Raw genomic sequence first — 25,350 nt, forward strand, 5'->3', positions numbered from 1 at the left:
ACAGGGGCGGTGGGCTCGGGTGGTCGGTGGGGCCGGCGCGTCAGCGCGAGCCCTTGGGGTCCAGCGCGTCCCGTACGCCGTCGCCGAAGAGGTTGAAGGCCAGCACGGTGACGAAGATGGCCAGACCGGGGATGATCATGAATATGGGGTCGGCCTCGTAGGTCGAGACGGCCTTGGAGAGCATCTGCCCCCAGGACGCGGTCGGCGGCTTCACGCCCGCGCCGAGGAAGCTGAGGGCGGCCTCGGTGAGCACGTTGGTGGGGATCATCAGCGTGGCGTACACGGTGATGGGGGCCACCAGGTTGGGCAGCAGCTCACGGAAGAGGATGTACAGCCGCCCGGCACCGAGGCTGCGGGCCGCCTCCACATACTCGCGCTCCCTGAGCGAAAGCGTCTGACCTCGCACGATGCGCCCGACGTACGGCCAGCCGAAGAACCCGATCACCGCGATGAGCACGGCCATGCGCACCCCCGAACCCGAGAGCCCCCACAGCGAGTTGGGGACGACCGAGACGAGCGCGATGATGAACAGCAGCTGGGGGAAGGCCAGCAGCAGGTCCATGACGCGGCTGACGACCGCGTCGATCCAGCCGCCGAAGTAGCCGGCGACGATGCCCAGCACCGTGCCGATCAGCACGGCGACGACCGCCGCGAGGAAGGCCACGAGCAGCGAGATGCGGGCGCCGTAGACGACCCGGCTGAACACGTCGCGGCCGTTGCCCGGTTCGACGCCGAAGAGGAAGTCCGAATTGATCCCTCCCCAGGCCTCCTTGGGGGTACTGAACAGCGGATCAATCGTTTCTTCATGGAATTCGTTCGGTGGATGCCCGAACAGTCCCACGATGACCGGCGCGAAGAGCGCGACCAGGACGAGCAGCACCACCACGATGCCGCCGGTCAGGGCCACCTTGTCGCGCTTGAGCCGCATCCAGGCGATGCGCCAGGGGGAACGGCCCTCGATGGCCTTCGCCGGTACGCCGGCGGGGACAGTTACCACACCGTCGGCGGCGGCCTCGGCCGCGCCCGTATCGTGCAGTGGTGCCGTCATCGTCTGGTGGACCCCTCTCGACCGGCGTCGACCGGCCCAACGCCCGCCGCATGCAGAGCGGCTGGTTCACATCAGGTGCGAATGGTGCGGAGGTGCGCGAGGTGCAGCGGTGCAGGAAGTGCGGGAGGTGCGGGACGTGCACGCTGAGCAGGTCGTACGGGAGAAGCGTCGTACGCGGGGCCGGACGGCCCTTGTTGGCGGGAGTCTTCAACGCGCCGGCGATCACCCGCCAGACCTCATCCGCAATGTATGCGCAACCGTGATGTGCGTAGGGGGCTTCCGTTATACGGACACGGGTCGCCCGGGAGCGGGGCGGTGACCCGGCGAAGGGGTCAGTACGCCCCGGCCTGCCAGCCCTGCTGCGGGGGGTAGCCGTAGCCGGCGGCATGGCCTGCGGCAGGGGCAGGGGCGGCCGCGCCGTAGGCGTCACGGTCGAAGAAGGGCCGCGCGTTGGCGCGCATCCACATCGCGACCGGGTCGTACTCGTCCGCCATCGACACCGTCGAGACGGGCAGCCCCTCCGGGACCACGCCGACCGACTGCTGCATCATCAGCCGCACGGACTCCACGGCCACCGGTGAGGTGTCGTAGAGGTCGAGCCCGATGGCCAGGTAGGGCGTGCCCAGCGCGGGCTGAACCCAGGCGCGGCGCAGCGACCGCACCACGGGGGTGCGGTGGGCGTTCTGCCCGAGCAGGGCGTAGAACTGCGGAATGTCCACGGCCGGTTCGCTCAGCCGCAGGGGTCCGGCGGGCAGCCGGTCCAGACCGGCGGTGATCCGGCGCAGGTCGGGCCAGGGGATGCCGACGCCGCCGCCGGGCGCGTGCGGGTTGAGCCACAGGCCCCAGCGGTCGGGGTAGAGGGAGGCGGCGATGTCCCGGCCGGAGACGACCTCGTGGGCGCGGTTCCAGCCGCTGGCGGCGAGCTCCTGCGCGGAGGTCACGCAGGGGGCGTAGCCGAGGCCGTCGACCTCCATGTTGCCGTACTGGGCGTCGGGGGACCCGGCCTGGCCGTGCCACAGCAGCATCCAGACCCGGCCCTCGGCGAGCGCGCCCAGCAGCGCCTCGTACGTGTCGTACCTGCCGGGCGCCACTTGGCGCAGCACCTGCTCCACGCCGCTCTCCGCGCCCGCGCTCACCTGGGTCCGCCTCTTCTCTTGGCCGTCTGTTCCAACCAGCTTACGAGCCCGCGGCGGCGGGCATGAGGGCTGTCACAGGTCACGGTCGTAGAACGGACGCACCCGGTCGCGCATCCAGTCGGCCACGGGGTCGTGTGCGACGTCCAGGAAGACCAGTTGTACGGGCCAGACAACGGCCGCCTCGCCCAGTGCCCGGCCGAGCGCCTCCATGGCGGCGGTGCGGCTCGCGGGGTCGGGCAGGTCCAGCTCCACCCCGACGAACAGCGCGGGGCCGGCGCCCTCCACGCTGGCCAGGGTGCGGCGAGCGGTCCGTACGACCTGGGCGGCCGCGAACTGCAGGCCGGCGGCGGCCAGGAACGCGGTGGGCTCCTCCTGCCAGTCCGGCTCGAACAACCGCACCCGGCCGCCGGTGGCGTCGCCGTCCAGGGCCGTGCGGCCGGCCCGGCACAGTGCGGCGACGGCGGGCGGCGGCAGGGGCACGCCGACCGCGCCCTCGGGGTTGACGGCGATGCCGACCTGCGGGGGCAGGCCGCGGGCGAACTCCACGGCGGGGGCCACGGCGAACGGCATCCGCTCCCCCGCGACCCGCAGGAACTGCTCCCGGGAGCTGAAGACGGGCACGTACGCCGCACCGTCCAGCTCCATGGTGGGCAGGTCGAGGCCGGGGCTGCCGGCCGAGCCGCCGTTGGGCAGCGGGATCCACACGCTGCTGCGGCCGAGCACCTCCACGATGCGCGCGCCCGCGTCGGGCGCGCCCAGGGAGGCGGCGAGCACCTCTTCGAGTTCATTGGCAGGCCACGCCCCGGCGCCGCCGCCACCCTGCTCCGGGCCCCACCCGTACTGCTCGGACACGCTCACCTGTCCCAACCACCGTCTCGTCACCACCGCACCCGCACCTTAACGGCTGCACCCCGCCTCCCTCTGCGCCGGTGCCCCGTAGGGCCCCGGGGTCCGCGCGGGCCGGGGGAGCCGCCACGGGCCGTCAGCCGAAGGCGATGGTGGTGAGGGTGTCGGCGGCGGGGCGGTCGAGGAGGGTGGCCGAGGCCGCGCCCGGGGGGGTGCGGCCGGTGGTGGCGTCCGTCAGGAGGCGGGTCATCGCGCGGTGGTGGCGGGCGAAGGCCTGGCGCGAGACGCGGCGGCCGCGCTCCGCCTGGCCGGCGAGCGCGGTGTGCGGCTCCACGGCGAGCAGCAGCACGTGCACCGCGCCGCCCCGGCGCCGCGCGTCGCGCGCGAGCCAGCGGCGCACCCAGCCGCGCTCACCGCAGTCGTGCACCACGACGCTCCCGTCCGAGCGCAGCGCGCGCCGCAGCGCACCGTAATGCGCCAGGCGCACGAGCGGGCGGTAGACCGCGTACGGCAGCCACTGCGGCGTCCGCCGCTCCACGCGCTCGCGGGAGTCCTGGGAGTCCACGCGGTGGACGGCAGCGCCCCGGGCGTCCGCCGCGGCCACGGCGCGCCGCATCAGCGTGGACTTGCCGCTGCCGGGCATCCCGGAGACGACGAGCAGGTCACCGAGCGGATAGCGCAGCTCGGCGCGGCCGGCGCCGCGCAGGTCCCGCACCCCCGTGGGCGGCCCCGCCGTCGCGGCGGCCGGCACCTCCCCCTGGACGTCCGTACGCACCGTGATCGCCTTCCCCTCCCCCGTCCGCTGCCTGCCCCCTACCCACGGACCGTAAAGAAAAGGTAATCCAATTCATGCGGGAGTGGGCAGCCCCTCGCACGCTCGTACGTGCAATGATGTGCGCGCCAACGGCATGTCTATCAACTGCATACCGGCCGCTCGAATCCGCGCGGGAGAGTCCTGGTGCCTTGTGCACCGGGCGCCGAAGGAGCAAGTTCCTCCCTTGAATCTCTCAGGCCCCGTACCGCGCGGGTGAGGCAGATCTGAAAAGCGGGCCCCGTTCCTCGTGGCGGTGGCCCCACCCAAGGTGCAAGCCGGGGGACCCACGGGCTCCCGGTGAACCTCTCAGGTTCCGATGACAGATGGGGAGGGCCGACCTCCGACTCGTGTCCGGGAGCCTGACCATGACCGAAGCCCCCCGCCATACCGCCCTCGACGCCGTGCACCGCGGCCTGGGCGCCACCATGACCGACTTCGCGGGCTGGGACATGCCCCTGCGCTACGGCAGCGAGCGCGACGAGCACCTCGCCGTGCGCACCCGCGCCGGTCTCTTCGACCTCTCCCACATGGGCGAGATCACCCTTACGGGCCCCCAGGCCGGGCAGGCCCTCGACTACGCCCTGGTGGGCAACCTGTCCGCGCTGGCCGTCGGCCGCGCCCGCTACACCATGATCTGCGACGCCGAGGGCGGCATCCTGGACGACCTGATCGTCTACCGCCTGGCGGACGAGGAATACATGGTGGTCGCCAACGCATCCAACGCCCAGGTCGTGCTGGACGCGCTCACCGAGCGCGCCGCCGGCTTCGGGACGGCCGTGCGCGACGACCGCGACCACTACGCGCTGATCGCCGTCCAGGGCCCCGCCTCCCCCGGCATCCTCAAATCGGTCACGGACGCCGACCTGGACGGGCTGAAGTACTACGCGGGCCTGCCGGGCACCGTCGCGGGCGTGCCCGCGCTGATCGCCCGTACCGGCTACACCGGCGAGGACGGCTTCGAGCTCTTCGTCGCCCCCGCCGACGCCGGGAAGCTGTGGCAGGCGCTCACCGAGGCGGGCGCGGACGCGGGCCTGGTGCCCTGCGGCCTCTCCTGCCGCGACACGCTGCGCCTGGAGGCGGGCATGCCGCTGTACGGGCACGAGCTGACCACCGCCACCACGCCGTTCGACGCGGGGCTGGGCCGGGTCGTGAAGTTCGACAAGTCCGCAGGCGGCGGGGACTTCGTGGGCCGCGAGGCGCTGCTGGCCGCCGCCGCGCGGGCCGAGGCCGCGCCGCCGCGCAAGCTGGTCGGCCTGATCGCGACCGGCCGCCGCGTGCCGCGCGCCGGCTACCCCGTGACGGTCGGCGGCCAGGTGGTGGGCGAGGTCACCTCGGGCGCCCCCTCCCCCACCCTCGGCAAGCCGATCGCGATCGCCTACGTCGACGCGGCGCACGCCGCGCCCGGCACGGATGGGGTATCGGTGGACATTCGCGGCGCCCATGAGCCGTACGAGGTCGTCGCCCTGCCGTTCTACAAGCGGGAACGCTGAGTCCGCTCGTCCCACCCGTCAAGACCCCTTGCACCAGCACCCACGCGCGTACAGGAGAATCTAGTCATGAGCAACCCCCAGCAGCTCCGTTACAGCAAGGAGCACGAGTGGCTCTCGGCCGTCGAGAACGGCGTGGCGACGGTCGGCATCACCGAGTTCGCGGCCAACGCGCTCGGCGATGTCGTCTACGCCCAGCTGCCGCCCGTCGGCGACACGGTGACCGCGGGCGAGACCTGTGGTGAGCTGGAGTCGACCAAGTCGGTCAGCGACCTCTTCGCCCCCGTCACGGGCGAGATCGTCGAGATCAACGAGGACGTCGTGAACGACCCGGCGCTGGTGAATACCGCCCCCTTCGAGGGCGGCTGGCTGTTCAAGGTGAAGATCACGGACGAGCCGGAGGACCTGATGTCCGCCGACGAGTACACCGCCTTCGCCGGCTGACCCCGCCTCTCCCCCCGCCCAGGAAGAACTCATGTCGCTTCTGAACAGCTCCCTCCATGAGCTCGACCCCGACGTCGCCGCCGCCGTCGACGCCGAACTCCACCGCCAGCAGTCCACCCTTGAGATGATCGCCTCGGAGAACTTCGCTCCGGTCGCGGTCATGGAGGCCCAGGGCTCGGTCCTCACCAACAAGTACGCCGAGGGCTACCCGGGCCGCCGTTACTACGGTGGCTGCGAGCACGTCGACGTCGTCGAGCAGATCGCGATCGACCGCATCAAGGCGCTCTTCGGCGCCGAGCACGCCAACGTGCAGCCGCACTCCGGCGCACAGGCCAACGCCGCCGCGATGTTCGCCCTGCTCAGCCCCGGCGACACCATCCTGGGTCTGAACCTCGCGCACGGCGGGCACCTGACCCACGGCATGAAGATCAACTTCTCCGGCAAGCTCTACAACGTGGTCGCCTACCACGTCGACGAGGCCACCAACCTGGTCGACATGGACGAGGTCGAGCGCCTCGCCAAGGAGCACCGCCCGAAGCTGATCGTCGCCGGCTGGTCGGCCTACCCGCGCCAGCTGGACTTCGCGGCCTTCCGCAGGATCGCGGACGAGGTCGGCGCGTACCTGATGGTCGACATGGCCCACTTCGCGGGCCTCGTCGCCGCCGGGCTGCACCCCTCCCCGGTGCCGCACGCGCACGTCGTGACCACCACCACGCACAAGACCCTCGGTGGTCCGCGCGGCGGTGTGATCCTCTCGACGGCCGAGCTCGCCAAGAAGATCAACTCCGCGGTCTTCCCCGGCCAGCAGGGCGGTCCGCTGGAGCACGTCATCGCGGCGAAGGCGGTCTCCTTCAAGGTCGCGGCGAGCGAGGAGTTCAAGGAGCGCCAGCAGCGCACGCTGGAGGGCGCGAAGATCCTCGCCGAGCGCCTGATGCAGGACGACGTCAAGGAGGCGGGCGTCTCCGTCCTCTCCGGCGGCACGGACGTGCACCTGGTCCTAGTGGACCTGCGCAACTCCGAGCTGGACGGCCAGCAGGCCGAGGACCGCCTCCACGAGGTCGGCATCACGGTCAACCGCAACGCCATCCCGAACGACCCCCGGCCCCCGATGGTCACCTCGGGTCTGCGGATCGGCACGCCGGCGCTGGCCACCCGCGGCTTCCAGGCGGAGGACTTCCGCGAGGTCGCCGACATCATCGCCGAGGCGCTGAAGGCTCCCTCCCCCTTCGGGGACGCCGACGCCCAGGCGCTGCGCGGCCGGGTCACGGCCCTGGCGGACAAGCACCCGCTGTACCCGTCGCTGTAAGGCGCGTCAGCGCCCGGGGCGGACGGGAAGGGGCCGGTACGGACATCCGTACCGGCCCCTCTCGCGTGAGAGGCTCATGTGATCAGCACATCACTGTGCGGGGAGCGGGCCTTGGGCGGCAGGGGCCCGGCAGCCCTGCCGCCCAAGGCCCGCTCCGCCCCGGGGAACAGCCTCTCGTGGGCGCGGCGGGCCCGGCCCGGCGCCTCGGCGTGCGGGACGAGGGCGTGTTCGGCGCGCCCGTCCGAGAAGAGGGCGGTGACGCGGCTGAGCCGGTCGTCGTGGGCGGCCACGACGACCGCCGCGGAGGCCGGGCCCCGGCCGACCGTCGTGCCCTCGCCGGCGAGCGGCGGCAGCGGACGGCAGTGCAGCAGGACGCCGGTGCGCCGGGCCCAGGTGACGGCGCGGGTGTGGACGACCTTGGCCCCGTGCCGCGACATGCGGTCGACCGTCGCGTAGTCGACGCCGCCGAGGGTCCGCGCGGCCGGGACCAGGCGGGGGTCGGCGGTGCAGACACCCGGGACGTCGGAGAAGAGCTCGCAGACGGGCGCGCCCAGGCCGCCCGCGAGGGCGACCGCCGACAGGTCGGAACTGTTGCGGCCCAGCATGACGGTGTGCCCGGCACCGTCCACGGCCTGGCCGCCGGGCACCACCGCGACGCGGCGGGCGCCGAGGGCGGCACGCAGGGGAGCAGGGTCGGCGCGGATCAGCTCGGCGTGCTGCGGCGGGCCCTCGCCGAGCAGGCCGGTGCCGGCGGCGGGGACGGCGCTCGCCGGCAGGCCGGCCGCGCCCAGGGCGGCGGCCAGCAGGGCGACGCTGACGGTCTCGCCGCTGGTGAGCAGCATGGCCGCGGCCTCGCCGGGCGGGTCGGGGGCGAGGTGGTCGAGGGTCTCCTGCAGCCGGCCGGTGGTACCGGACATGGCACTGACCACCACGACCACCGGCCGCCCGGCAGCGGCGGCACGCCCGGCCACGTAGCGGGCGATGCGCGTGAACCCGTCGAGCTCGGCGAACGCGGAGCCGCCGAACTTGAGCACCAGGGGGGCGGCGGGCGCGTTCACCGCAGCCACCCCCGCCGCACCGCCGTCTGCACGATCTGCAGGGCGTTGAGCGCCGCGCCGACCCACAGGTTGTCGGCGACGACCCACAGCCAGACCCCGCGCGGGTCGTCCGGCTCGACACGGATGCGCCCGACGTGCACGGCGGCCCGGCTCTCCGGGCCGTCGAAGACCGTGCGCGGCATCGGGTAGCCGTCCCGGTGGACGCGCAGGCCCGGCGCCGCCGCCAGCGCCTCCTGGACCGCACCGGCCGTGACGGGTTCGCGCAGCCGTACGTACACGGCCTCGGAGTGGCAGTGGAAGACCGGCACGCGCACGGCGGTCGCGGTCAGCCGCAGCCGGGGCAGGCCGAGGATCTTGCGTGGCTCGCGGGCGAGCTTGCGCTCCTCGTGGGTGAAGCCGGTCCCGTCCGGCAGCCCTATCTCGGGCACCAGGTTGAAGGCCAGCGGCTGTCCGAAGCGGCCGCCCGGCCGGGTGGGCCCGGCGCCCGCGGAGGCGAGCAGCGCGGCCGAGTCCCCGGCCAGTTCGTCCAGGCCGCGCAGGCCGCCCCCGGAGGCCGCCTGGTAGGTGCAGACGACGACGCTCTCCAGCCCGGCGAGGGTGTGCAGCGGGTGGAGGGCCCGTACGAGCTGGATGGTCGAGCAGTTGGGGTTGGCGACGATGCCGCTCGCGGGCCGGACGGCCAGCTCGTGCGGGTTGACCTGCGGTACGACCAGGGGGACGGCGGGATCCATGCGGAACGCGGAGCTGTTGTCGACGACGAGCGCGCCGGCCGATGCCAGCCGTCGCGCCCGGGCTCTGCTGATGTCGGCGCCCGCGCTGAGGACGGCCACGTCCAGGCCCTCGGGGTCGAGATCGTCGAGGGCCGTGACCGGTGCCATGGGCAGCTTCAGGCCGAGTTCGGCGCCCAGGTCGTGGCCGGCGCTGCGCGGGGAGGCGGCGGCGGTCACCCGGGCCACGGGCACGATGCCGCCGTCGAGGAGGCCGAGGCACTCCCGGCCGACCGCTCCGGTCGCGCCGATCACCGCGATGTGCAGCATGGTTGTCCTCCATTCGGCCGGGCGCCCGGGCCGTCACAGCCGTGCGGGGCCCCGGAACATGCGTCGGTAGGTGTGCGGGGTGGTGCCGAGCGAGCGGACGAACTGGTGGCGCAGGGCGGCGGCGTTGGTAAATCCGGTGCGGGCGGCCACGGACTCCACCGTGTCGTCCGTGCGCTCCAGCAGCCGCTGCGCGAAGAGCACCCGCTGGCCGAGCAGCCAGCGGTAGGGCGTGGTGCCGGTCTCCTGCCGGAAGCGGCGGGCGAAGGTCCGCGGGGACATGCACGCCTGGGCGGCGAGCTGTTCCACGGTCAGTTCCTTGTCGAGGTGGAGCTCCATCCAGGCCAGCACCTGGCGCACGCCGTCCTCGCGGCAGTCGGGGACGGGCCGTTCGATGTACTGGGCCTGGCCGCCCTCACGGTGCGGGGGCACCACCATCCGGCGGGCTATGGCGTTGGCGACCTCGCTGCCCTGCAGCTTGCGGACGAGGTGGAGGCAGGCGTCGATGCCCGCCGAGGTGCCCGCGGAGGTGATCACCGGGTCGGCGTCGACGTAGAGCACTCCGGGCTCGACGAGGGCCTTGGGGTAGCGGTCGGCGAGCGCGGCGGCGTACCGCCAGTGCGTGGTGCAGCGGCGGCCGTCCAGCAGGCCGGCGGCGGCGAGGACGAACGCGCCCACGCAGACGCTGAGCACCCGCGCGCCGCGGAACACGGCCCGGCGCAGGGCCTCCAGCAGCTCCGGCGGGAACTCGCGGGTGTGGAAGTCGTCCCCGACCGGCACGGCTATCAGGTCGGCGTCCTCCAGGCGGTCGAGGCCGTACGGCGTGCTGATGGTGAAGCCGGGGACGGCCCGCACCGAGAAGGACTCCGCCGCGACGAGCGCGAAGTCGTATGCGGGCAGCCCCTCCGACTGCCGGTCGATGCCGAACACTTCGCAGACGACACCGAGTTCAAAGGGATGGACGTTGTCGAGCAGTACTGCGGCCACGTTTTTCAGCATGTCCCCCAATGTGGCAGGGATTCGTGGTGGGCCGACAGTCCGTGCGCTGTCCGTCGGCCACGCATTGCCGCACACTGACACCATGCGTCAGGCGGCCCCGCCGATCCGGACGAGACCGCCTCGGATGCCGAACACCACGGCCTGTGTGCGGTCCGCCGCGCCCACTTTGGAGAACACCGCGGACAGGTGGTTCTTGACGGTCTTCTCGGATATCTCCAGCGAACTGGCGACCTGCCGGTTGGACTTTCCCTGGGCCACCAGCCCCAGGACCTCGCGCTCCCGTGGCGTCAGCAGGGAAAGGGCCTGCTGGACGGCCGTGTCGCGACCGCAGGCCGGGCCCCCGCCCGGTGGGTCGCGGTCCTCGCTGTGTTCGGCGAAGAACTCGGCGAGCAATTTCTGCGCCGCGGCGAGCGCGACATGCATTTCGTCGAGGGCGTCGACGAGTGCCGCGGCCGAGGTCGACCGGACGCCGCACACGGCACAGATCTCCCGGTCATGTGTCTTCGCACTTCGCTCCTCTCGGACATGGTTCACCCTTCGCACCCCTCTTCATCGGAAGCCGACGATTCCCACGGCCGCGTGTGGATCGCGACCGTTTTGCAGCGCGTGTATTCACGCAGTGCCTCAAATCCCTTTTCCACGCCGATCCCGGAGCGTTTGCAGCCGCCGAAGGGCAGCTCCACCCCGCCGGCGGCGCTGTAGTTGTTCACGAAGACCTGCCCGGTGCGCAGCTGCCGGGCGAGCCGGTGGGCGGTGCCCACGTCACGCGTCCAGACTCCGGCGGCGAGCCCGTAGCTGGTGGCCTCCGCGAGGCGGACGGCCTCGCCGAGCGTGTCGAAGGACGTGACGGCGAGGACGGGCCCGAAGATCTCCTCGGTGAAGACCGGGTGCCTCGGGTCCACCCGGTCCAGGAGGGTGGGTTCGACGTAGAAGCCCTGCTCGTAGGCCGCTCCGGCCGGGATCCCGCCGCCGGTGACGGTGACGCAGTCGCGGCGGCCCTGCCGGAGGTGGCCGAGGACGCGCTCGCGCTGGGGCGCGGAGATCAGCGGTCCGAGGTCGGGGTCGGTGAGCCCGGGGCCGATGCGCAGGGCGCGGAAGGCGGCCGCGAGGGCAGCGACGAGCTCGTCGTGGACGGCGGCGTGGACGAGCAGCCGGCTGCCCGCCGAGCAGTTCTGGCCCGCGTGCTCGGTGATGGAGGCGACGATCAGCGGTACCGCGCGTGCGGGGTCGTAGTCGGGGAGGACGATGTGGGGTGACTTGCCGCCCAGTTCGAGGGTGACGGGCACGATGTTGCGGGCCGCCGCCGCCATCACCGACGCGCCGACCTCGCGGGAGCCGGTGAAGGCGAGGTGGTCCACCCCGGGGTGCGCGGCGAGGGCGGCGCCCGCCTCATGCCCGTACCCCGGCACGACGTTGAGCGCGCCCGGCGGCAGGCCGGCCTCCAGGGCGATGCCGGCGAGCAGGACCGGGGTGAGCGGGGCGTCCTCGGCGGGCTTGAGGACGCAGCAGTTGCCGGCCGCCAGCGCCGGGGCCACGGTGCGGGCCGCGACCTGGAGGGGGTAGTTCCACGGAATGATGTGGCCGCACACGCCGTAGGGCTCGCGCAGGGTGAAGGCGAGCAGGTCGGGCCGGCTGATCAGGGTCTCGCCGCCGAGTGCCTCGATGGCGCCGCCGTAGAACTCGAAGTAGCGGGCGGCGACGTCGACGTCGGTGCGGGACTGCCCGATGGGCTTGCCGGTGTCGCGGGTCTCGGTCTCGGCGAGCAGGTCGCGCCCGGCGCGCAGCCCGTCGGCGATGCGGCGGCAGACGCGGCCGCGTTCGGCGGGCGTGGTGTCCCGCCAGGTGTGCTCGTAGGTCTCGCGGGCGGCGGCCACGGCCTCGTCGGTCTCCGCGGCGCCGCACCGGGCGACGCGTGCGAAGGGGCGGCCGTCGGCGGGGTCCAGGACGTCGATCCACTCGGCCGTGGGGACGTGCTTTCCCGCGATGACGGCCGCGTGGTGAGGTGGAGCCGCGGGGTTCACGGGGACGTTCGCATGGACGTTCACGGGGACACCAGGCTTCCTTGGTGGGGACACGGCACGGCGGTCAGCCGTCGAGTGAACCGGCCAGAATCCTCTGCAGGTCGCGGGCGGCCACGTCACGGGGGCAGCACACCAGCAGCCGTTGCTGCTTGAGCGCGCCGTCGACCAGCGCGGGCAGGTCGCGCCGGGTGTAGCCGAAGTCGCCGAGGCCGGTGGGGCCCTGGGTGTCCGCGACGAGGCTCTGCAAGGTGGCGGGCAGTGCGTCCGCGCCGTTGGCGGCGGTGACACCGGCGAGGTTCGCGCCCAGCAGCTCGGCCGCCCGCAGGTGGCGCTCGGGGGCGGTCGGGTAGGTGAAGGCGAACGCGGCGGCGGCCGTACAGACGACGGCGCTGCCGTGCGGCACCATCGCGTGCCCGACGTCGTAGCCGGGTGGCCGGTACTCGCGGACGAGACCGGCGACGGGGTAGGCGCAGGCGTGCGGGATGTGGGTGCCGGCGTTGCCGAAGCCGAGCCCGGCGAAGGTGGCGGCCCGGCTCATCCCCGTCCTGGCCTCCAGGTCGTGCGGGTTGAGGACGGCCCTGCGCAGGTACCGGCCGACGAGTCGCAGGGCCTCCTCGGCCCAGATGTCGCTGACCGGGTTGGCGCCGATGTACAGGGGCCGGTCGGCCGGGGTGCGGTAGGCGGGGCGACGGTCGTAGGGGCGGGCCGTGTACGACTCGCAGGCGTGGGTGAGCACGTCGTACCCGGAGGCGGCGGTGACGGCCGCGGGCAGGGTGACGGTGTTGAGCGGGTCGACCAGGGCGAGCGAGGGGCGCAGGAACGGGTCGCTGATGCCCGTCTTGACGTTCAGTCCGGTGACGCCGAGGGCGACCATGGCGGTGCACTCGCTGCCGCTGCCGGCGGTGGTGGGCACGGCGATCAGAGGCTTGAGCGGCCCGGGGATCGCGGCGGCGGCGCCGATCGGCTTGTTGAGGTAGTCGCGGACGGCCCGGCCGGGGTGGCTGTGCAGCAGGTTGATCATCTTGGCGGTGTCGAGCGAACTGCCGCCTCCCAGGCCGACGTAGCCGTCGATGTCGAGGTGGGCGAGTTCGCGCGCCGCGTCGGTGCAGCTCGCGTCGGTGGGTTCGACGAGCGTCCGGTCGAAGACCGTCACCGCCACGCCGTCCTGCTCGATCCTCTTGGCGACCTGGGCCGCCAGTCCCAGTGCGGCCAGCGTCGGGTCGGTCACCAGGAGCACGGAGCGGAGTCCGGCTCTGGCGAGTTCGTAGCCGATCTCCCGGGTGGCGCCGATTCCGAACTTCAGTGGCGGCGCCTGCCAGGAAATGAGGGTCTCTCCTTCCGCTGTGCCGTCGTTCGCCCCCGTTATCAGGTCCACGTTCGGCCCTCCTCAGCTCCTTGCGGAACAGCTGGATTTGATACTAACCACAGCTTTCGATCCTCCGCATGGGGCTGGAGACCCAGGATTCCTACCGGGACTTCCGACCTATACCGGCTTTCGGCCAATGCCGACGACGGCGGTTCTGGGCACCGTACACTTCCACACCTTTGACGACATGTCGTACCGCATGGAGAACCCGTGGACCGTGCCGTCCGCGCCTACTTCGCGGAAGATCCCTTTCGCCAGGCCGATGGTCCGGCGCGCCGCCTCCGGGCCGTGGATATCCTCGATCCCGGTCAGCCCGTACATATCCAGCAGGTAATGGCCCAGATCGATTTCCGCTGCTTCCGGGGTGGCGGCACCGGCGGTGTAAGGATCGTTCATCGAGATCACCTCCACCGGTTCGAATCCCGCCTTCGTCAGGTAATTCCCGATGTCCTCGCGGGTGAAATGCTCAAAGGTGTGCCCGGTGCGCGAGTACCGGTCGACGACCTCGCCGAACCAGGTGTCCATCGGCGAGCCCACCAGGAAGTCGTGCAGCACCATCACCCCGCCCGGGCGCAGCACGCGGTGGGCCTCTCGCGCCAGTTCCGCGCGGTCGCGCGGCGCGATGTGGTGCGAGCCGTAGGCGACCAGGACCCCGTCGACGGAACCGTCGTGCTGCAGCAGCCGGTCGGCGCGCTGCAACAGGGCCGGGCACCGGGCCGACCAGGCCGCGCGCACCATGTAGGGGGAGGCGTCGCAGGTCAGTACCGCGACGTCGGTCATCCCCAGCCGGCCGGCCACGCGCCGCACGAGTCCGTCGCCGCCGAGGACGTCGACGACGGTGGTGCGGGCGGGGGCCCGGTCGCCGCGTATGAGGGCGAGGAGCCGGCGGATGCCCTCGGCGCGGGCGGTGAGGTTGTGGGCCTGGGCGCGGACGTAGGAGGTGCCCCGGCCGCCGGCGTGCTCGTCACCGAAGTCGTCGGCCGCGAAAGCGGCCCGGGCGGTGGCGTCGCGGGCCCAGTCGCGGGCCCGGCCGGTGTCGACGCAGGCGTGGAGGCCGGGGGCCACCCGGCGCAGCCGGTTCAGGTGCAGCTCCATCTCGGCCGGTGAGAAGGGGGCCGGGCGGGCCGGCGGGACGTGCGTCGAGCTCAGCTCCACGGCTCCCCCAGCCCGGTCAGGAAAAGCGCCTGGGCGAGCGCCATGTTTTCGATCTCGGCCGGATCGACGCTCTCGTTGGGGGCGTGGATGAGGCAGCGCGGCTCCTCGACGCCCACGAGCATGATCTCCGCGTGCGGGTAGGTCTGTTGCAGGGCGTCGCAGGTGGGAATCGAGCCGCCCTGGCCGGTAGTGGTCGTCTCCTTGCCGAACGCCTCCTGCAGCGCCTTGGCGAGCCGTCCGTAGGCGGGGCCGTCGGTGCGGGAGCGGAAGGGGCGGCTGTGGGAGAGGCAGACGACCTCGGCCTCGGCGTTCCAGGGGGCGGCGGCCTCCAGGTGGGCCTTGAGCGCGCGCCAGGCACGGTCCGGGTCGCATCCGTGCGGGAGCCGCAGGCCGAGCCTGGCGCGGACCTCGCCCTGCACGGCGGGGGCCGAGCCGATCACCGGCGGGCAGTCGATGCCGACCACGGTCAGCGCGGGCCGGGCCCACAGCATGTCCGCGACCGTGCCGCTGCCGGCGAGGCGGACGCCGGGCAGGACGCCGGTGTCGCGGCGGTAGCGCTCCTCGGGGTAGCCGGCGCCGTACCAGCGGCCGGAGTTGTCCAGGCCGGTGACGGTGGTGTCGCCCGTCGCGTCGTGCAGGGTGGCCAGCATCCGGATCAGCGCGGTGAGCGGGTCGGGCGTGGGGCCGCCGAAGGAGCCGGAGTGCACGGGCCCGGCGAGGGTGCGGACGGTGACGGTGGCGTGGACGACGCCGCGCAGGTCGGTGGTGATGGTGGGCAGCCCCGCCTCGGCGTTGCCCGTGTCGCACACCATGACGGTGTCGGCGCGCAGCAGCTCGGGATTGGCGCGCACGAAGGCGGCGAGGCCGCCGGTGCTCTGCTCCTCCGAGCCCTCCGAGATGATCTTCACGCCGACGCCGAGCCCCTCCAGGCCGCCCCGCGCGGCGGCGAGCGCACGCAGGGCGGTGAGCTGCATGACGATGTTGCCCTTGCAGTCCGCCGCACCCCGCCCGTACCAGCGGCCGTCCGCCCGCTCGGTGAGCGTCCACACCGGTGTGGTCCAGGCGGCCTCGTCCAGTGGCGGCTGGACGTCGTAGTGGCTGTAGAAGAGGACGGTGGGCGCGCCGGGCGGTGCCGGCAGGTGGCCGTAGACGGCCTCGCTGCCGTCGGGGGTGGCGAGCATCCGCACCCCGGGGATGCCCGCCTCGGTGAACCGGCGGGCGACGAAGGCGGCCGCCCTCGCGCACTCCTCGGCGGGGAACTGCCGGGGGTCGGCCACGGATCTGCACGAGACGAGTGTGGCCAGGTCCTCGCGGGCCCGGTCCATCAGGCCGTGCACGTGGGTGCGCAGCGCGTCGACGGGCATCGGTGCTCCTTCGTCTGCGGGTGGGTGTGGCGGTGGGCGGGCACGTCAGGTCCGGGCCGCGCCCGCCTCGGCCGGGGCGGCGGCCTGCCGCGCGTCGACGGCGCCGGCCAGGGAGGCGCGGGCGGCGCGGGTGCCGAGGGCGGAGCCGGCGCCGATCAGGGCGAGGACGAGCCAGAAGAGCAGCAGCGCGCCGTGGTCCGCGGCCAGGTCGAAGCCGCCGGCGATGAAGCCGCCGAGGACGCCGCCGGCGCCCCAGGCCATCGTCGAGTAGCCGAGGTACAGGCCGATGCGGCCGGGCGGGGCGAGGCCGGCGACGATGGCGTCGACGACCCCGCAGAACAGGGACTCGCCGACGGAGGTGACGATGACGGACGCCACGATCGGGCTGACGCCGTCGACCGCGCACAGCAGCCAGCCGCCGCCGAGGACGACCCCCGACAGGGCGAACACGTCCAGCCGGCCGGCCGTCCCGCGCCGCTCGATGCGGGAGCCGACGAGCGTGACCGCGATCATCACCACGACGGCGTTGCCCGCGGTCAGCAGCCCCACCAGGTCGGCGGAGAGCTTCTGTTCGACGATGGTCAGCGGCAGCGCGATGCGGTACTGGGTGATGAGGAACCAGCCGCCGACCGCCAGCGCGCAGAAGAGCATCAGCGCCCGGTCGCGCAGTGCCTCGGCCATCGCGGCGGGCCGCACCGGCGTCGCGTTCGCCCCGTGCATGCCGCGCAGCAGTACCGCCGAGACGGCGGCGAACACCAGGTGCAGCGCGGCCGCCACCACGAAGCCGGCGCGGATGGCGCCACTGGCCATCAGCGCCGTGCCGATCAGCGGGCCGATGAGCGCGGCGCCGTTGATCGAGACGTAGTAGCGGCTGAGGTTGGCGGCCACACCGCCGGACTTGGCGGAGGCCAGCACGCTGCGGGAGCCGTTGTTGTTGAGCGAGCCGCCGAGGCCGATCAGGGCGACGGCCCCCGCCCACAGCCAGAAGCCGCGCCCGGCGACGGCGAAGACGAGGTAGGCGACGACCTCGACGAGCAGGCCCAGCACGAGGACGCGGGCGGCGCCGAAGCGGTCGCTGGCCCAGCCGGCCGGGATGCCGAGGCCGCGACGGGTGAACTCCAGCAGGGCGAACAGGAGCCCGGTCTGCAGGCTGCTCATGCCCGCGTGCCGGGTGAGGTAGACCGCGAGGAACGGGATGACCATGAAGAACCCGATGTTGGTCATGAACCGTCCGAGGATCACGACGTACGCCGGTCCCCTGCCCTGCGCGAACGCGGTGGCCTTCACCGTCGTCACCGTGCCTCCGGCTGCCGCTCGGTACGGATGACGATGCGCGCGACGGCCGCCTCGGCCGCCGCCGCGGCCGACTTGGGGTCGGGCCCGGTGGCGATGACATGGCCGCAGCGGTTCCAGGAGTCGCCGAGCGGTGCCACCTCGTCGCCGGGCGAGGGCAGTTCGCCGGCGCGGATCACCCCCTCGACGGCGAGGGCGTCGGCGAGCCCCTCGACGGCCGTCACCAGGCCCGGCGCGGGGGCGAGGTAGCGGATGGCGGCGCCGCCCGCCAGGGGTGTGGCCGGGGGCGGCGGCGCGGCGTGGGCGAGGGCGGCCACGGCACCGTAGATCATGTCGATGCCGGTGACGTGCTGGACGAGCTCCCAGATCTGGTCGCCGCCCTGGCGGACGTTGATCTCGATGACGGTGGCCCGTTCGCCGTCGTCGGCGAGCATCACCTCGGTGTGGCAGGGGCCCCAGGCGTAGCCGATGGCGTCCAGCGCGGCGAGCGCCGCCGAGACGACCGCCGTGTGCTGCGGTGCGGGCAGGGCGGCGGGCAGGTCGTGGCCGGTCTCGACGAAGTGCGGGGGGCCGGTGGTGTGCTTGCGGGTGACCGCGAGGACCTGGTGCCGGCCCTCCACGGTGAGCGTCTCCACACTGAACTCGCTGCCGGTCAGCAGTTCCTCGGCGAGGACCTCGGTGGCCCGGGCGGCCTCGGCGTCCGCCTTGCTCCAGGCCCAGGCGGCCTTCGCGCCCGTGGTCCAGGCCCAGGCAGCGGCGAGCTCACCGGCGTGGCGGACCACGTGGACGCCCGTGCCGCCGTTGCCCTGGACGGGCTTGAGCACGATGCCCGCGGGGCAGGCGCGGGCGAACTCCGCGGCCTGGGCGGCGTCGGTGCACACCCGGTGGGCGGTGGTGCTGACACCCCGCTCGTGCAGCAGGCGCCGCATGGCGGCCTTGTCCTGGGCGCAGGCGACGGTGGCGGCCGCGTTCCCGCGGGCGCCCAGCGCGTCGGCGACGACGCCGACCGGGTACAGCGACAGCTCGGTCAGGCCCAGGACCGCGTCGACGGGCCGCCAGGCGTGGACGTCGCGGGCGACCGCCAGCAGGGCCTCGGGGCTCTGGAAGTCGGCGTCGACGACGCGCGCGGCCAGTGACTCCTCCAGGGCGCGGTCCCCGCCGGGGCGGTGCACCACGGTGAGGGCGACCGGCAGTCCGAGCAGCTTGCCCAGCACATCGGAGCGCGGGCAGACCAGCAGCAGGTGGGGTACGGCCGCCATGTCAGGCCGGCCCCGGGGCGCCGGTGCCGTGGCCGTCGTCGCCGCCGTCGCCGTTCTGGGCGGCGTTCCATATCCGTTCCAGTTCGCGTATGCGGCGGCTGTCCTTCTCGATGGCGGCCCAGTCGTCCGCACCCTGGATGACCCAGCCGAGGCTGGTGGTGACGTCGTTGGTCATCGGGACCTCCTTTCCCTCGGGCGGTACCGACATCCTGTGGACGGTCGGCAGGCCGGCGATCTCCTGGAGGATGTCCATGCGCCGCACCGGGCCTGCGAAGTCGGCGCACAGCCACAGCGTGCGGACCTCCTTGGCCAGCTCGAAGCCGGGCGTGAACGTGCCGTCGAGCAGGTGGCGCACGGTCCGCTCGATCTGGTTGTCGCCGGTGGCCAGCGAGCCGGACAGCATCATGCAGCTGCCCGAGTAGCGGGCGGCGAGCTCGACCAGGCGCGGCCCGTCGGCGGTCATGATGACCTCGGCGTGGGTGGATCCGTTGCGGATGCCGACGGCGTCGGCGGCCCGCATCGTGTAGGCCGCCAGCACGGCCACGTCGGGGTCGCCGGGCGGCAGGAAGTCGGCGACGTCGTAGATGCCGATGCGCGGGCCCCGGTCGTGCTTGGCGTAGACGCAGGTGTCGACGAGGCCGTGCCGTCCGTCGACCGAGTAGAGGTCGACGATGTATTCGGGGCCCTCGAGGAATTCCTGCACGATGACGGTGTCGTTGCGCAGCTCGAACCCGTTGACCAGGCCGAGGATGTGCGTGAAGTAGCGCCGCCATTCCCCGCCGGGCGGAATGAGGTGGACGTTGTCGGTGCCGGCGCTGTGCGGGGGTTTGACGATGAGCGGCCTTCCGGTCAGCCCATTGCGGGCGATCCATTCCGCGACCTCTTCCGGGTCGGCGGTGGACAGGGTCTTCGGGCCGGGCACACCCGCGTTCTCCAGGGCGCGGGCCATTTCTCCCTTGTGCCGCTGGGCGACGGCGCTGCCCGGCGCGTTCGCGATGCGGGGCATGAGCGTCTCGACGAGTTGCGCGGTGAGTTCGACCCCCCGCTCGTTGCCCGCGACGATGCCGACGGGGTCGTACGACTCGACGAGTTTCACGAGTGCGCCGAAGTCGCCGTCGTAGAAGTGGACGGCCTCGTAGTCGTCGGGGTACCAGGTCGACTTCCTGACGAATTTGGCCAAGGGCTTCGGAGTGCTCATGACGGTGACCGGCAGCACGCCGCGCGCCCTGAACGCGCTGGCGAAGCCCCGGTTGTCGCCGTCCCTGAGGTGGTAGCCGTCGACGACGACCACGTAACGTTTCCCGCTGCTCATCCGGCTACTGTGCGGTCCGGCCCGGCCTTGCGGACAGTGGCAGGACCGACCGGCGGCCACGAATTCCTGCCACCGCCGGCGCGCCCCGGTGCCCACGGCCGGGCGGGACCATCGGCCTATGGCCGCCCGTATGCCGCCTCGGACACTGTGGTGGCACAGCGGCGGCCGCCCACGGAGGCCGGAGGAGTGGAGTTGTCATGAGCCCACGCGTGTCCATCGATCCGGGGAAACTCAGCCAGTTCGGAGCGGCCACCGGAAGTACCTTCTGCCTCATCACGAACCCCGAGCTGACCGATGCGATCGAGATCGTCGAGACCGCCTCGTACGAGCGGTATCTGACCATTCCGTTCACGGCGGGCGACCGTTTCGAGGACCTGCTGGAGAAGAGCATTCCCGAGCCGGCCCACATTCTCGTCGTATCGCCGCACCGGTTCTTCGAGTCGCCCGACCCGGATCTGGTGGGCCGGCGCAAGATCATGGGCATGGCGTGCAATTCGACGCCCACCACGCTCGCGGAGATCCGGCATTTCCTCGGGGTCATGGAACGGACCTCGGCGGCCGAACAGGCCGCGTTCTCCGACACGTTCTTCGAGATCGCGGAGGAGGCCGAGCACCTGGAGTACGTCGATCCCCGGCACGGCACCCGCGCGGTCATGGACCACCTCCGCGAGGACCTGGTGTGGAACCAGCAGGCGGGGCCGCTGGACTGGGGCGACCAGCAGATCGTGCCGGCCGGTGAGATCAGCGTGCTGCCCGTCGAGATCCGGGAGTTCCAGGAGGATCTCAAGCTCCCGCTGGAGGGCGAGATCACGCTGCGCGGCTATCCGATCCTGCACAGCGGCACCCCCTCCTTCTCCCGTGCCGACCAGGCGCGCATCCACGCGCGGCTGTGGGCCATGCGCGAGAACGCCATCAAGGCGACCGTCGAGGACGGCCGGATCACCCACCTGACGGCACTCGACCCCGGCGCGGCCCCGGCGCTGGACATGCTGGAGCAGATGTTCGCGGTGGACTCCCGCTACCGCATCGTGTGGGAGATCGGCCACGCCCTCAACACGGCGCTGGACATCCTGCCGGGCAACCACGCCATGAACGAGGTGTACGGCGGCACCGAGGGCTGCCTGCACTACGGGCTGGGCCTGACGCCGTACACCCAGTACCACCTCGACATCATCTCGCCCGACACGCGCGTGCTGAGCAGCAACGGCCCCGCGCTCATCGGGCACCCGGACCACCCCACCGTGGAGCGGGTCGTCTCCGGCGACTGACGACGCACGGCCCGGGGTGCGCACCACCACTGCGCTGCGCCGACGGGAGGTGAACTCATGAAGGCCATCAAGAAGATCAAGGTTCAGAAGAACCGCAACTACCTGGGCACGCTGCTCGGCTGAGTACCGACCCGTGGCGGGGACCGAAAGGACCCCGCCACGGGGTTTTTCCGAAGACCCGCGTCCACCGGGAACCGTCAAGGAGGCAGCTTTCGTGTCACCTCTGTCCGCACCCTCACCGGTGGACATCACCGCGAGCGACTTCGGCCAGTTCGGCGAGCCGGGCGGGACCTTCGCCCTGATCACGGACGAGGCGGGCCGCGAGGCGATCCGCTGCCGGCCGGGCAAGGGCTACGAGCGGGTCCTGCACCTGGCGCTGCCGCCCGGGCAGAGCGTGCAGGAGCTCCTCGCCGAGCAGGTGCCGCCGGACGCCCACGTGCTGGTGGCCTGCCCCGGCCGGTTCCTCGGCTCCGCGGGGGCGATCGAGCCGGGGGCACGCAGGCTCTCGGTCCTGCCGGCCGGCTCCACCCCGCTGACCGGCGGGCACGTCCGCTACTTCCTGCAGTCCGCGGCCCGTACCGACGTGGGCCGCCAGGAGGCGGCGGCGGAGGAGTTCTTCGAGCACGCCGCGGCGAGCGAGCGGCTGCTGATCACCGACGACACCACCGGCAGCGAGGCCGAGTTCGACCACGGCGTGGGCGAGTGCGTCTGGAACCAGCAGGCCGGCGTGCTCGGCCCCGGGGAGCAGCAGATCTTTCCCGCGGGCAAGCTCAGCGTGACGGCGGCGGAGATCACCGTCTTCTCCCCCGAGGCCCGCCTCGGCGGCCTGAACGGCACGCTGACCCTGCGCGGCTGGCCCATCGTGCACCGCCACGCCGACCCGGCCGACGAGGCGGACCAGCGGCGGCTGTTCGAGGCGCTCGCCCCGCTGGTCTCCCACGCCGTGCTGCTGGAGGTGAGCGGCGGCACCATCGGGCGCGTCACCCCCGCGGACCCCGCGGACCCCGCGGCACGCCCGGCCGCCGAGGCGCTCGACGCGCTCCTGGCGGCCGAGCCGCTCTACCGCACCATCTGGGAGCTGGGCTTCGGCATCAACACCGGCACGGAGGTCATCCCGGCCAACTGCGGCCCCAACGAGGTGTACGGCGCCCGGCACGGCGTGCTGAACCTGGGCATCGGGGTCACCCCGGCCACCCGGTTCGCGCTCGCCTTCCTCTGCCCGCGCAGCTCACTGCTGACGGCGGACGGCACGCCCGTCCTCGGCGCGCGCAAGGCGGTGCGGCGCGGACGGCTGCAGCGGGTCTCCAGCGCGAGCTGCGGCTGCCACTGAATCGACGGAACGGAACCGAACGGACAACGAGCGGATCTGCTCGCGGGAGGAAACCATGTCGGCCAGGCCCGGACTGAGGGAGCGCGTCGACGCGCTCCTCGACTCCTTCATCAAGGACTTCTACGAGACCGTCCCCTACGCACAGCACCAGCGCAGCGCCGGCGAGATCGACCTCGGCTACTACAAGCGGCACAACATCGAGACCATCCTGCGCCTGCGCCGCAAGCGCACCGTCGACGCCCTGGCCATCAAGTACTTCACGAAGGCCGACCCCGTGCAGGCCAAGGCCTGGGCGCACTACACGGACGACGAGATGCTGCACGACCGGCTCTTCGCCGCCGACCTGGCCAAGGTCGGGGTGACCAAGGAGGAGATCTACTCCACCGAACCGCTGCTCTCCACCAAGCTGCTGACCGGCTACCTCCAGTACGGCATGGAGTTCGAGGACAGCCCGCTGGCCCTGATCACCAGCGTGTACTTCGTGGAGTACACCACCACCCGCACCCAGCCGGAGTGGCTGGACAACCTGGAGAAGGTGCTGGGCCGCGACGAGGTCAAGGGCCAGCGCGCCCACGTCAACACCGACCTGGACGACGACCACGACGACTTCGTGTGGCGGGTGCTGACCAGCCTCGTCTCGTCCGAGGAGGACGAGCGCAGGGTCGAGCGGCACCTGCACGACATCTACTGGCTGTGGAAGCTGTACTTCACCGAGCTGCACCAGCGCACCGTCCTGGGCCGGACCGGCGAGGAGATCACGCTGCCCGGCCCGCCCGCGACCGCCACGGACGGCTGAGGCCGCCCGGTGGCGAGCCGTACCGGCCGGGCGGAACCGCTCCCCGGCACGGCCGGGACGTCCGGCCGGCGCGGCGCCGAGGTACTGGCGCTGCCGCCGGGCCGGGAGTTGCGGCCGGAGACCGAGCGGTGGATCGTCGACGGCCTGGTGGAGGCCATGCCCGGGCTGCGGGCCCGCGAGCTGTTCGCGCTGCGCCGCGACATGCTCGCCGAGGCCGGCTACATCGTGGTCGCGGTGGACCCGCAGCGGGACGCGGTGGTGGCCCTGCTCACCTCGCGCTGGGTGCCGCTGCCCTCGGGCAGGCCGTGCCTGCACGTGATGACGCAGTTCGTCGGGGACGCCTACCGGCACGGCGCGATCTTCGGCCGGAGCTGGGCCGCGCACTTCGCCCGGCTGCTGGCCGAGGGCCGCCCGTTCCCCGAGGTGATCGCCCTGAAGACCTACAACCCCGTGGTGCACTGCGCGATGAACGCCTTCGCAGTGCACCCCGGCGTCCGCCTGTACCCGGACCTCACCGGGGCACACGACGCGGCGCTCCCGCTGGTCACCGAGGTGGCCGGGGCCGTCGCTCCGGGGCACCCCTTCGACGCCGGGCGGTGCGTCTTCCCGGGCGCCGGGCGCCCGGTGGACCTCTACCGGGAGCGGCCGCTGAGCTCGGCGGAGGCTGCGAACGCGTACTTCGGCAGGCATCTGGTGCCCGGCGACCGGATGCTGTGCGTCCTGCACGCCCCCACCCCGGCCGGGCAGCACGGCATCCTCACGGCGCTGGGACTGGCCCGGCCCGAGTGAACCGGGAAGGCGGAGCGCCATGACCGACCCCTGCGCCGACGGATTCGCCCCGGACTACCGCCGGGCGCGCGCGAACTTCCTGCGGGCCGCCTCGGCTGCGGGCGCCGTGCAGGGAAGCTTCCGGCTGCCGGGCCCGGGCGGCCCCGACGGCACGCCGATCGGCGTCGACACGGCGTACCTCGGCCCGGACCGGCCGGTGAAGATGCTGGTCACGGTGTCGGGGACGCACGGCATCGAGGGCTTCTGCGGCTCCGCCTGCCAGACCCGGGTGCTCCTGGAGGAGGGGCTGGCGGGGGCCGCGGGGCCCGGCACGGGCGTGCTGCTCGTCCACGCGCTCAACCCGTACGGCTTCGCCTACCTCCGCCGCGTCAACGAGGACAACGTCGACCTCAACCGCAACTTCGTCGACCACGCCGCCCCGCCGCACAACGACGCGTACGACGAGGTCCACCCGGCCCTCGTCGCCCGCGGCACCGGAGCCTTCTCCGCGCGGGAGGTCACCACGGAGCTGCTCGCCCTGCGCGACCGGCTGGGCGCCCGGGTCTTCCAGGAGGCGGTCACCCGGGGCCAGTACCGCCACCCCGACGGCCTGTTCTACGGCGGCCGGGAGCCCGCCTGGTCCCACCGGGTGCTGCGGCGGATCGTGGCCGAGCGGGTGGCCGGCACCCCGCACATCGCCTACATCGACCTGCACACGGGCCTGGGCGAGCGGGCCGCCGGCGAGCCGATCTTCCGCGGCGGCCGTGACGCGGGCGCCCACGAGCGGGCCCGGGCCTGGTACGGGGACGCGCTGACGGCTTCGGAGGCCGGCACCTCCTCCTCCACCCCCATCGTCGGCAACACCGCGAGCGCGGTCGCGGACGGGCTGCTGGGGCACGAGGAGCTCACGGCGATCACCCTCGAGTTCGGCACTCTGCCGGGCCCGGAAGTGCTGCTGGCCCTGTGCGCCGACAATGCCCTGCACCTGCGCCACGCACCGGCCGAGGCGGTGCGGGCGAGCGGGAAACAGCTGATCCGGGACGCCTTCGCGCCCGCGGACGGTCAGTGGCGCAAGGCCGTTCTCCAGCGGGCCAGGGAGGTTTTCGATCAGGCCCTCAGAGGGCTGGCGGGCTGCGATACGAAGGCGGAATAACGCCTCCGGCCGCGTTTCACGTGGTGAGACGGGCACGTAACGGCTCCATCTCGGCCATGGAGACGGGTGGGCGACGCGTTACGCTCGTGGTGG

The 25,350-nt window shown here is 72.8% G+C and carries 23 protein-coding genes and 1 riboswitch; of the genes, 8 read left to right on the forward strand and 15 right to left on the reverse strand.

Going from position 1 to position 25,350, the window contains the following annotated elements; all coding sequences use genetic code 11:
• Positions 1–40: 40 nt before the first annotated feature.
• From AB0F13_RS12375 to AB0F13_RS12390, 4 genes are all read right to left on the reverse strand, one after another.
• On the reverse strand, positions 41–1,048 hold the full coding sequence (locus AB0F13_RS12375) for an ABC transporter permease (RefSeq protein ID WP_362079361.1): 1,008 nt from the start codon (positions 1,046–1,048) through the stop codon (positions 41–43).
• A 332-nt stretch (positions 1,049–1,380) separates the two neighbouring features.
• Positions 1,381–2,151, reverse strand: coding sequence for an enhanced serine sensitivity protein SseB C-terminal domain-containing protein (locus AB0F13_RS12380; protein ID WP_362079567.1), 771 nt, complete (start codon positions 2,149–2,151; stop codon positions 1,381–1,383).
• Between the two features lie 105 nt (positions 2,152–2,256).
• Complete coding sequence (locus AB0F13_RS12385) at positions 2,257–3,042, reverse strand: enhanced serine sensitivity protein SseB C-terminal domain-containing protein (RefSeq protein WP_362079364.1); 786 nt, start codon at positions 3,040–3,042, stop codon at positions 2,257–2,259.
• A 124-nt stretch (positions 3,043–3,166) separates the two neighbouring features.
• Entirely contained in the window at positions 3,167–3,745 is a 579-nt protein-coding gene (locus AB0F13_RS12390) for an AAA family ATPase (protein ID WP_362079570.1), read from the reverse strand.
• A gap of 220 nt (positions 3,746–3,965) precedes the next feature.
• Positions 3,966–4,062: riboswitch (glycine riboswitch) on the forward strand.
• A 147-nt stretch (positions 4,063–4,209) separates the two neighbouring features.
• Between AB0F13_RS12390 and gcvT the strand changes: the two genes are divergently transcribed.
• The 3 genes from gcvT (at position 4,210) to glyA (ending at position 7,081) form a co-directional block, all read left to right on the forward strand.
• Complete coding sequence (gene gcvT / locus AB0F13_RS12395; protein WP_362079367.1) at positions 4,210–5,334, forward strand: glycine cleavage system aminomethyltransferase GcvT; 1,125 nt, start codon at positions 4,210–4,212, stop codon at positions 5,332–5,334.
• A 66-nt stretch (positions 5,335–5,400) separates the two neighbouring features.
• The gene (gcvH, locus tag AB0F13_RS12400; protein WP_362079370.1) at positions 5,401–5,775 is read left to right on the forward strand and encodes a glycine cleavage system protein GcvH; all 375 of its coding nucleotides are present in this window, start codon (positions 5,401–5,403) and stop codon (positions 5,773–5,775) included.
• 31 nt (positions 5,776–5,806) lie between these two features.
• On the forward strand, positions 5,807–7,081 hold the full coding sequence (gene glyA / locus AB0F13_RS12405; RefSeq protein WP_362079373.1) for a serine hydroxymethyltransferase: 1,275 nt from the start codon (positions 5,807–5,809) through the stop codon (positions 7,079–7,081).
• 74 nt (positions 7,082–7,155) lie between these two features.
• Here the strand turns inward: glyA and AB0F13_RS12410 are convergent, their stop codons facing one another.
• From AB0F13_RS12410 to AB0F13_RS12460, 11 genes are all read right to left on the reverse strand, one after another.
• The gene (locus AB0F13_RS12410; protein ID WP_362079376.1) at positions 7,156–8,139 is read right to left on the reverse strand and encodes a hypothetical protein; all 984 of its coding nucleotides are present in this window, start codon (positions 8,137–8,139) and stop codon (positions 7,156–7,158) included.
• Positions 8,136–9,176: an aspartate-semialdehyde dehydrogenase gene (locus tag AB0F13_RS12415; protein WP_362079379.1), complete on the reverse strand. Its 1,041-nt coding sequence runs from the start codon at positions 9,174–9,176 to the stop codon at positions 8,136–8,138. Before AB0F13_RS12415 ends, AB0F13_RS12410 begins: the two co-directional genes overlap by 4 nt.
• Before the next feature lie 33 nt (positions 9,177–9,209).
• Positions 9,210–10,172 (reverse strand): helix-turn-helix domain-containing protein, encoded by a 963-nt coding sequence (locus tag AB0F13_RS12420; protein WP_362079382.1) that lies wholly within the window; start codon positions 10,170–10,172, stop codon positions 9,210–9,212.
• 87 nt (positions 10,173–10,259) lie between these two features.
• Positions 10,260–10,706, reverse strand: coding sequence for a response regulator transcription factor (locus AB0F13_RS12425; protein WP_362079385.1), 447 nt, complete (start codon positions 10,704–10,706; stop codon positions 10,260–10,262).
• Positions 10,703–12,217, reverse strand: coding sequence for an aldehyde dehydrogenase family protein (locus tag AB0F13_RS12430; protein WP_362079388.1), 1,515 nt, complete (start codon positions 12,215–12,217; stop codon positions 10,703–10,705). The genes AB0F13_RS12425 and AB0F13_RS12430 overlap by 4 nt, the downstream gene beginning before the upstream one ends.
• Positions 12,218–12,257: 40 nt before the next feature.
• Positions 12,258–13,568: a hydroxyacid-oxoacid transhydrogenase gene (locus AB0F13_RS12435; RefSeq protein ID WP_362079391.1), complete on the reverse strand. Its 1,311-nt coding sequence runs from the start codon at positions 13,566–13,568 to the stop codon at positions 12,258–12,260.
• 108 nt (positions 13,569–13,676) lie between these two features.
• On the reverse strand, positions 13,677–14,714 hold the full coding sequence (locus AB0F13_RS12440) for a class I SAM-dependent methyltransferase (protein ID WP_362079394.1): 1,038 nt from the start codon (positions 14,712–14,714) through the stop codon (positions 13,677–13,679).
• Positions 14,705–16,078: a dipeptidase gene (locus AB0F13_RS12445; RefSeq protein WP_362079397.1), complete on the reverse strand. Its 1,374-nt coding sequence runs from the start codon at positions 16,076–16,078 to the stop codon at positions 14,705–14,707. The genes AB0F13_RS12440 and AB0F13_RS12445 overlap by 10 nt, the downstream gene beginning before the upstream one ends.
• Before the next feature lie 45 nt (positions 16,079–16,123).
• Positions 16,124–17,374, reverse strand: coding sequence for an MFS transporter (locus tag AB0F13_RS12450; RefSeq protein ID WP_362079400.1), 1,251 nt, complete (start codon positions 17,372–17,374; stop codon positions 16,124–16,126).
• Positions 17,371–18,630, reverse strand: coding sequence for an ATP-grasp domain-containing protein (locus AB0F13_RS12455; protein WP_362079403.1), 1,260 nt, complete (start codon positions 18,628–18,630; stop codon positions 17,371–17,373). The genes AB0F13_RS12450 and AB0F13_RS12455 overlap by 4 nt, the downstream gene beginning before the upstream one ends.
• 1 nt (position 18,631) lies before the next feature.
• Positions 18,632–19,942: an ATP-grasp domain-containing protein gene (locus AB0F13_RS12460; RefSeq protein WP_362079406.1), complete on the reverse strand. Its 1,311-nt coding sequence runs from the start codon at positions 19,940–19,942 to the stop codon at positions 18,632–18,634.
• Positions 19,943–20,139: 197 nt separating this feature from the next.
• Between AB0F13_RS12460 and AB0F13_RS12465 the strand changes: the two genes are divergently transcribed.
• The 5 genes from AB0F13_RS12465 to AB0F13_RS12485 all read left to right on the forward strand — a co-directional run bounded on the left by AB0F13_RS12465 (position 20,140) and on the right by AB0F13_RS12485 (position 25,257).
• Entirely contained in the window at positions 20,140–21,210 is a 1,071-nt protein-coding gene (locus tag AB0F13_RS12465) for a hypothetical protein (RefSeq protein WP_362079409.1), read from the forward strand.
• A 214-nt stretch (positions 21,211–21,424) separates the two neighbouring features.
• Positions 21,425–22,540, forward strand: coding sequence for a hypothetical protein (locus AB0F13_RS12470; protein ID WP_362079412.1), 1,116 nt, complete (start codon positions 21,425–21,427; stop codon positions 22,538–22,540).
• Positions 22,541–22,595: 55 nt separating this feature from the next.
• A complete protein-coding gene (locus AB0F13_RS12475; protein ID WP_362079415.1) occupies positions 22,596–23,336 on the forward strand; it encodes a hypothetical protein in 741 nt (246 codons plus the stop codon).
• Positions 23,337–23,345: 9 nt separating this feature from the next.
• Positions 23,346–24,125, forward strand: a complete 780-nt coding sequence (locus tag AB0F13_RS12480) for a hypothetical protein (protein WP_362079418.1) — start codon at positions 23,346–23,348, stop codon at positions 24,123–24,125.
• Between the two features lie 19 nt (positions 24,126–24,144).
• Complete coding sequence (locus tag AB0F13_RS12485) at positions 24,145–25,257, forward strand: M14 family metallopeptidase (RefSeq protein WP_362079420.1); 1,113 nt, start codon at positions 24,145–24,147, stop codon at positions 25,255–25,257.
• Positions 25,258–25,350: the final 93 nt, after the last annotated feature.

The organism is Streptomyces sp. NPDC026206 (assembly GCF_040638465.1).
Taxonomy (GTDB): Bacteria; Actinomycetota; Actinomycetes; order Streptomycetales; family Streptomycetaceae; genus Streptomyces.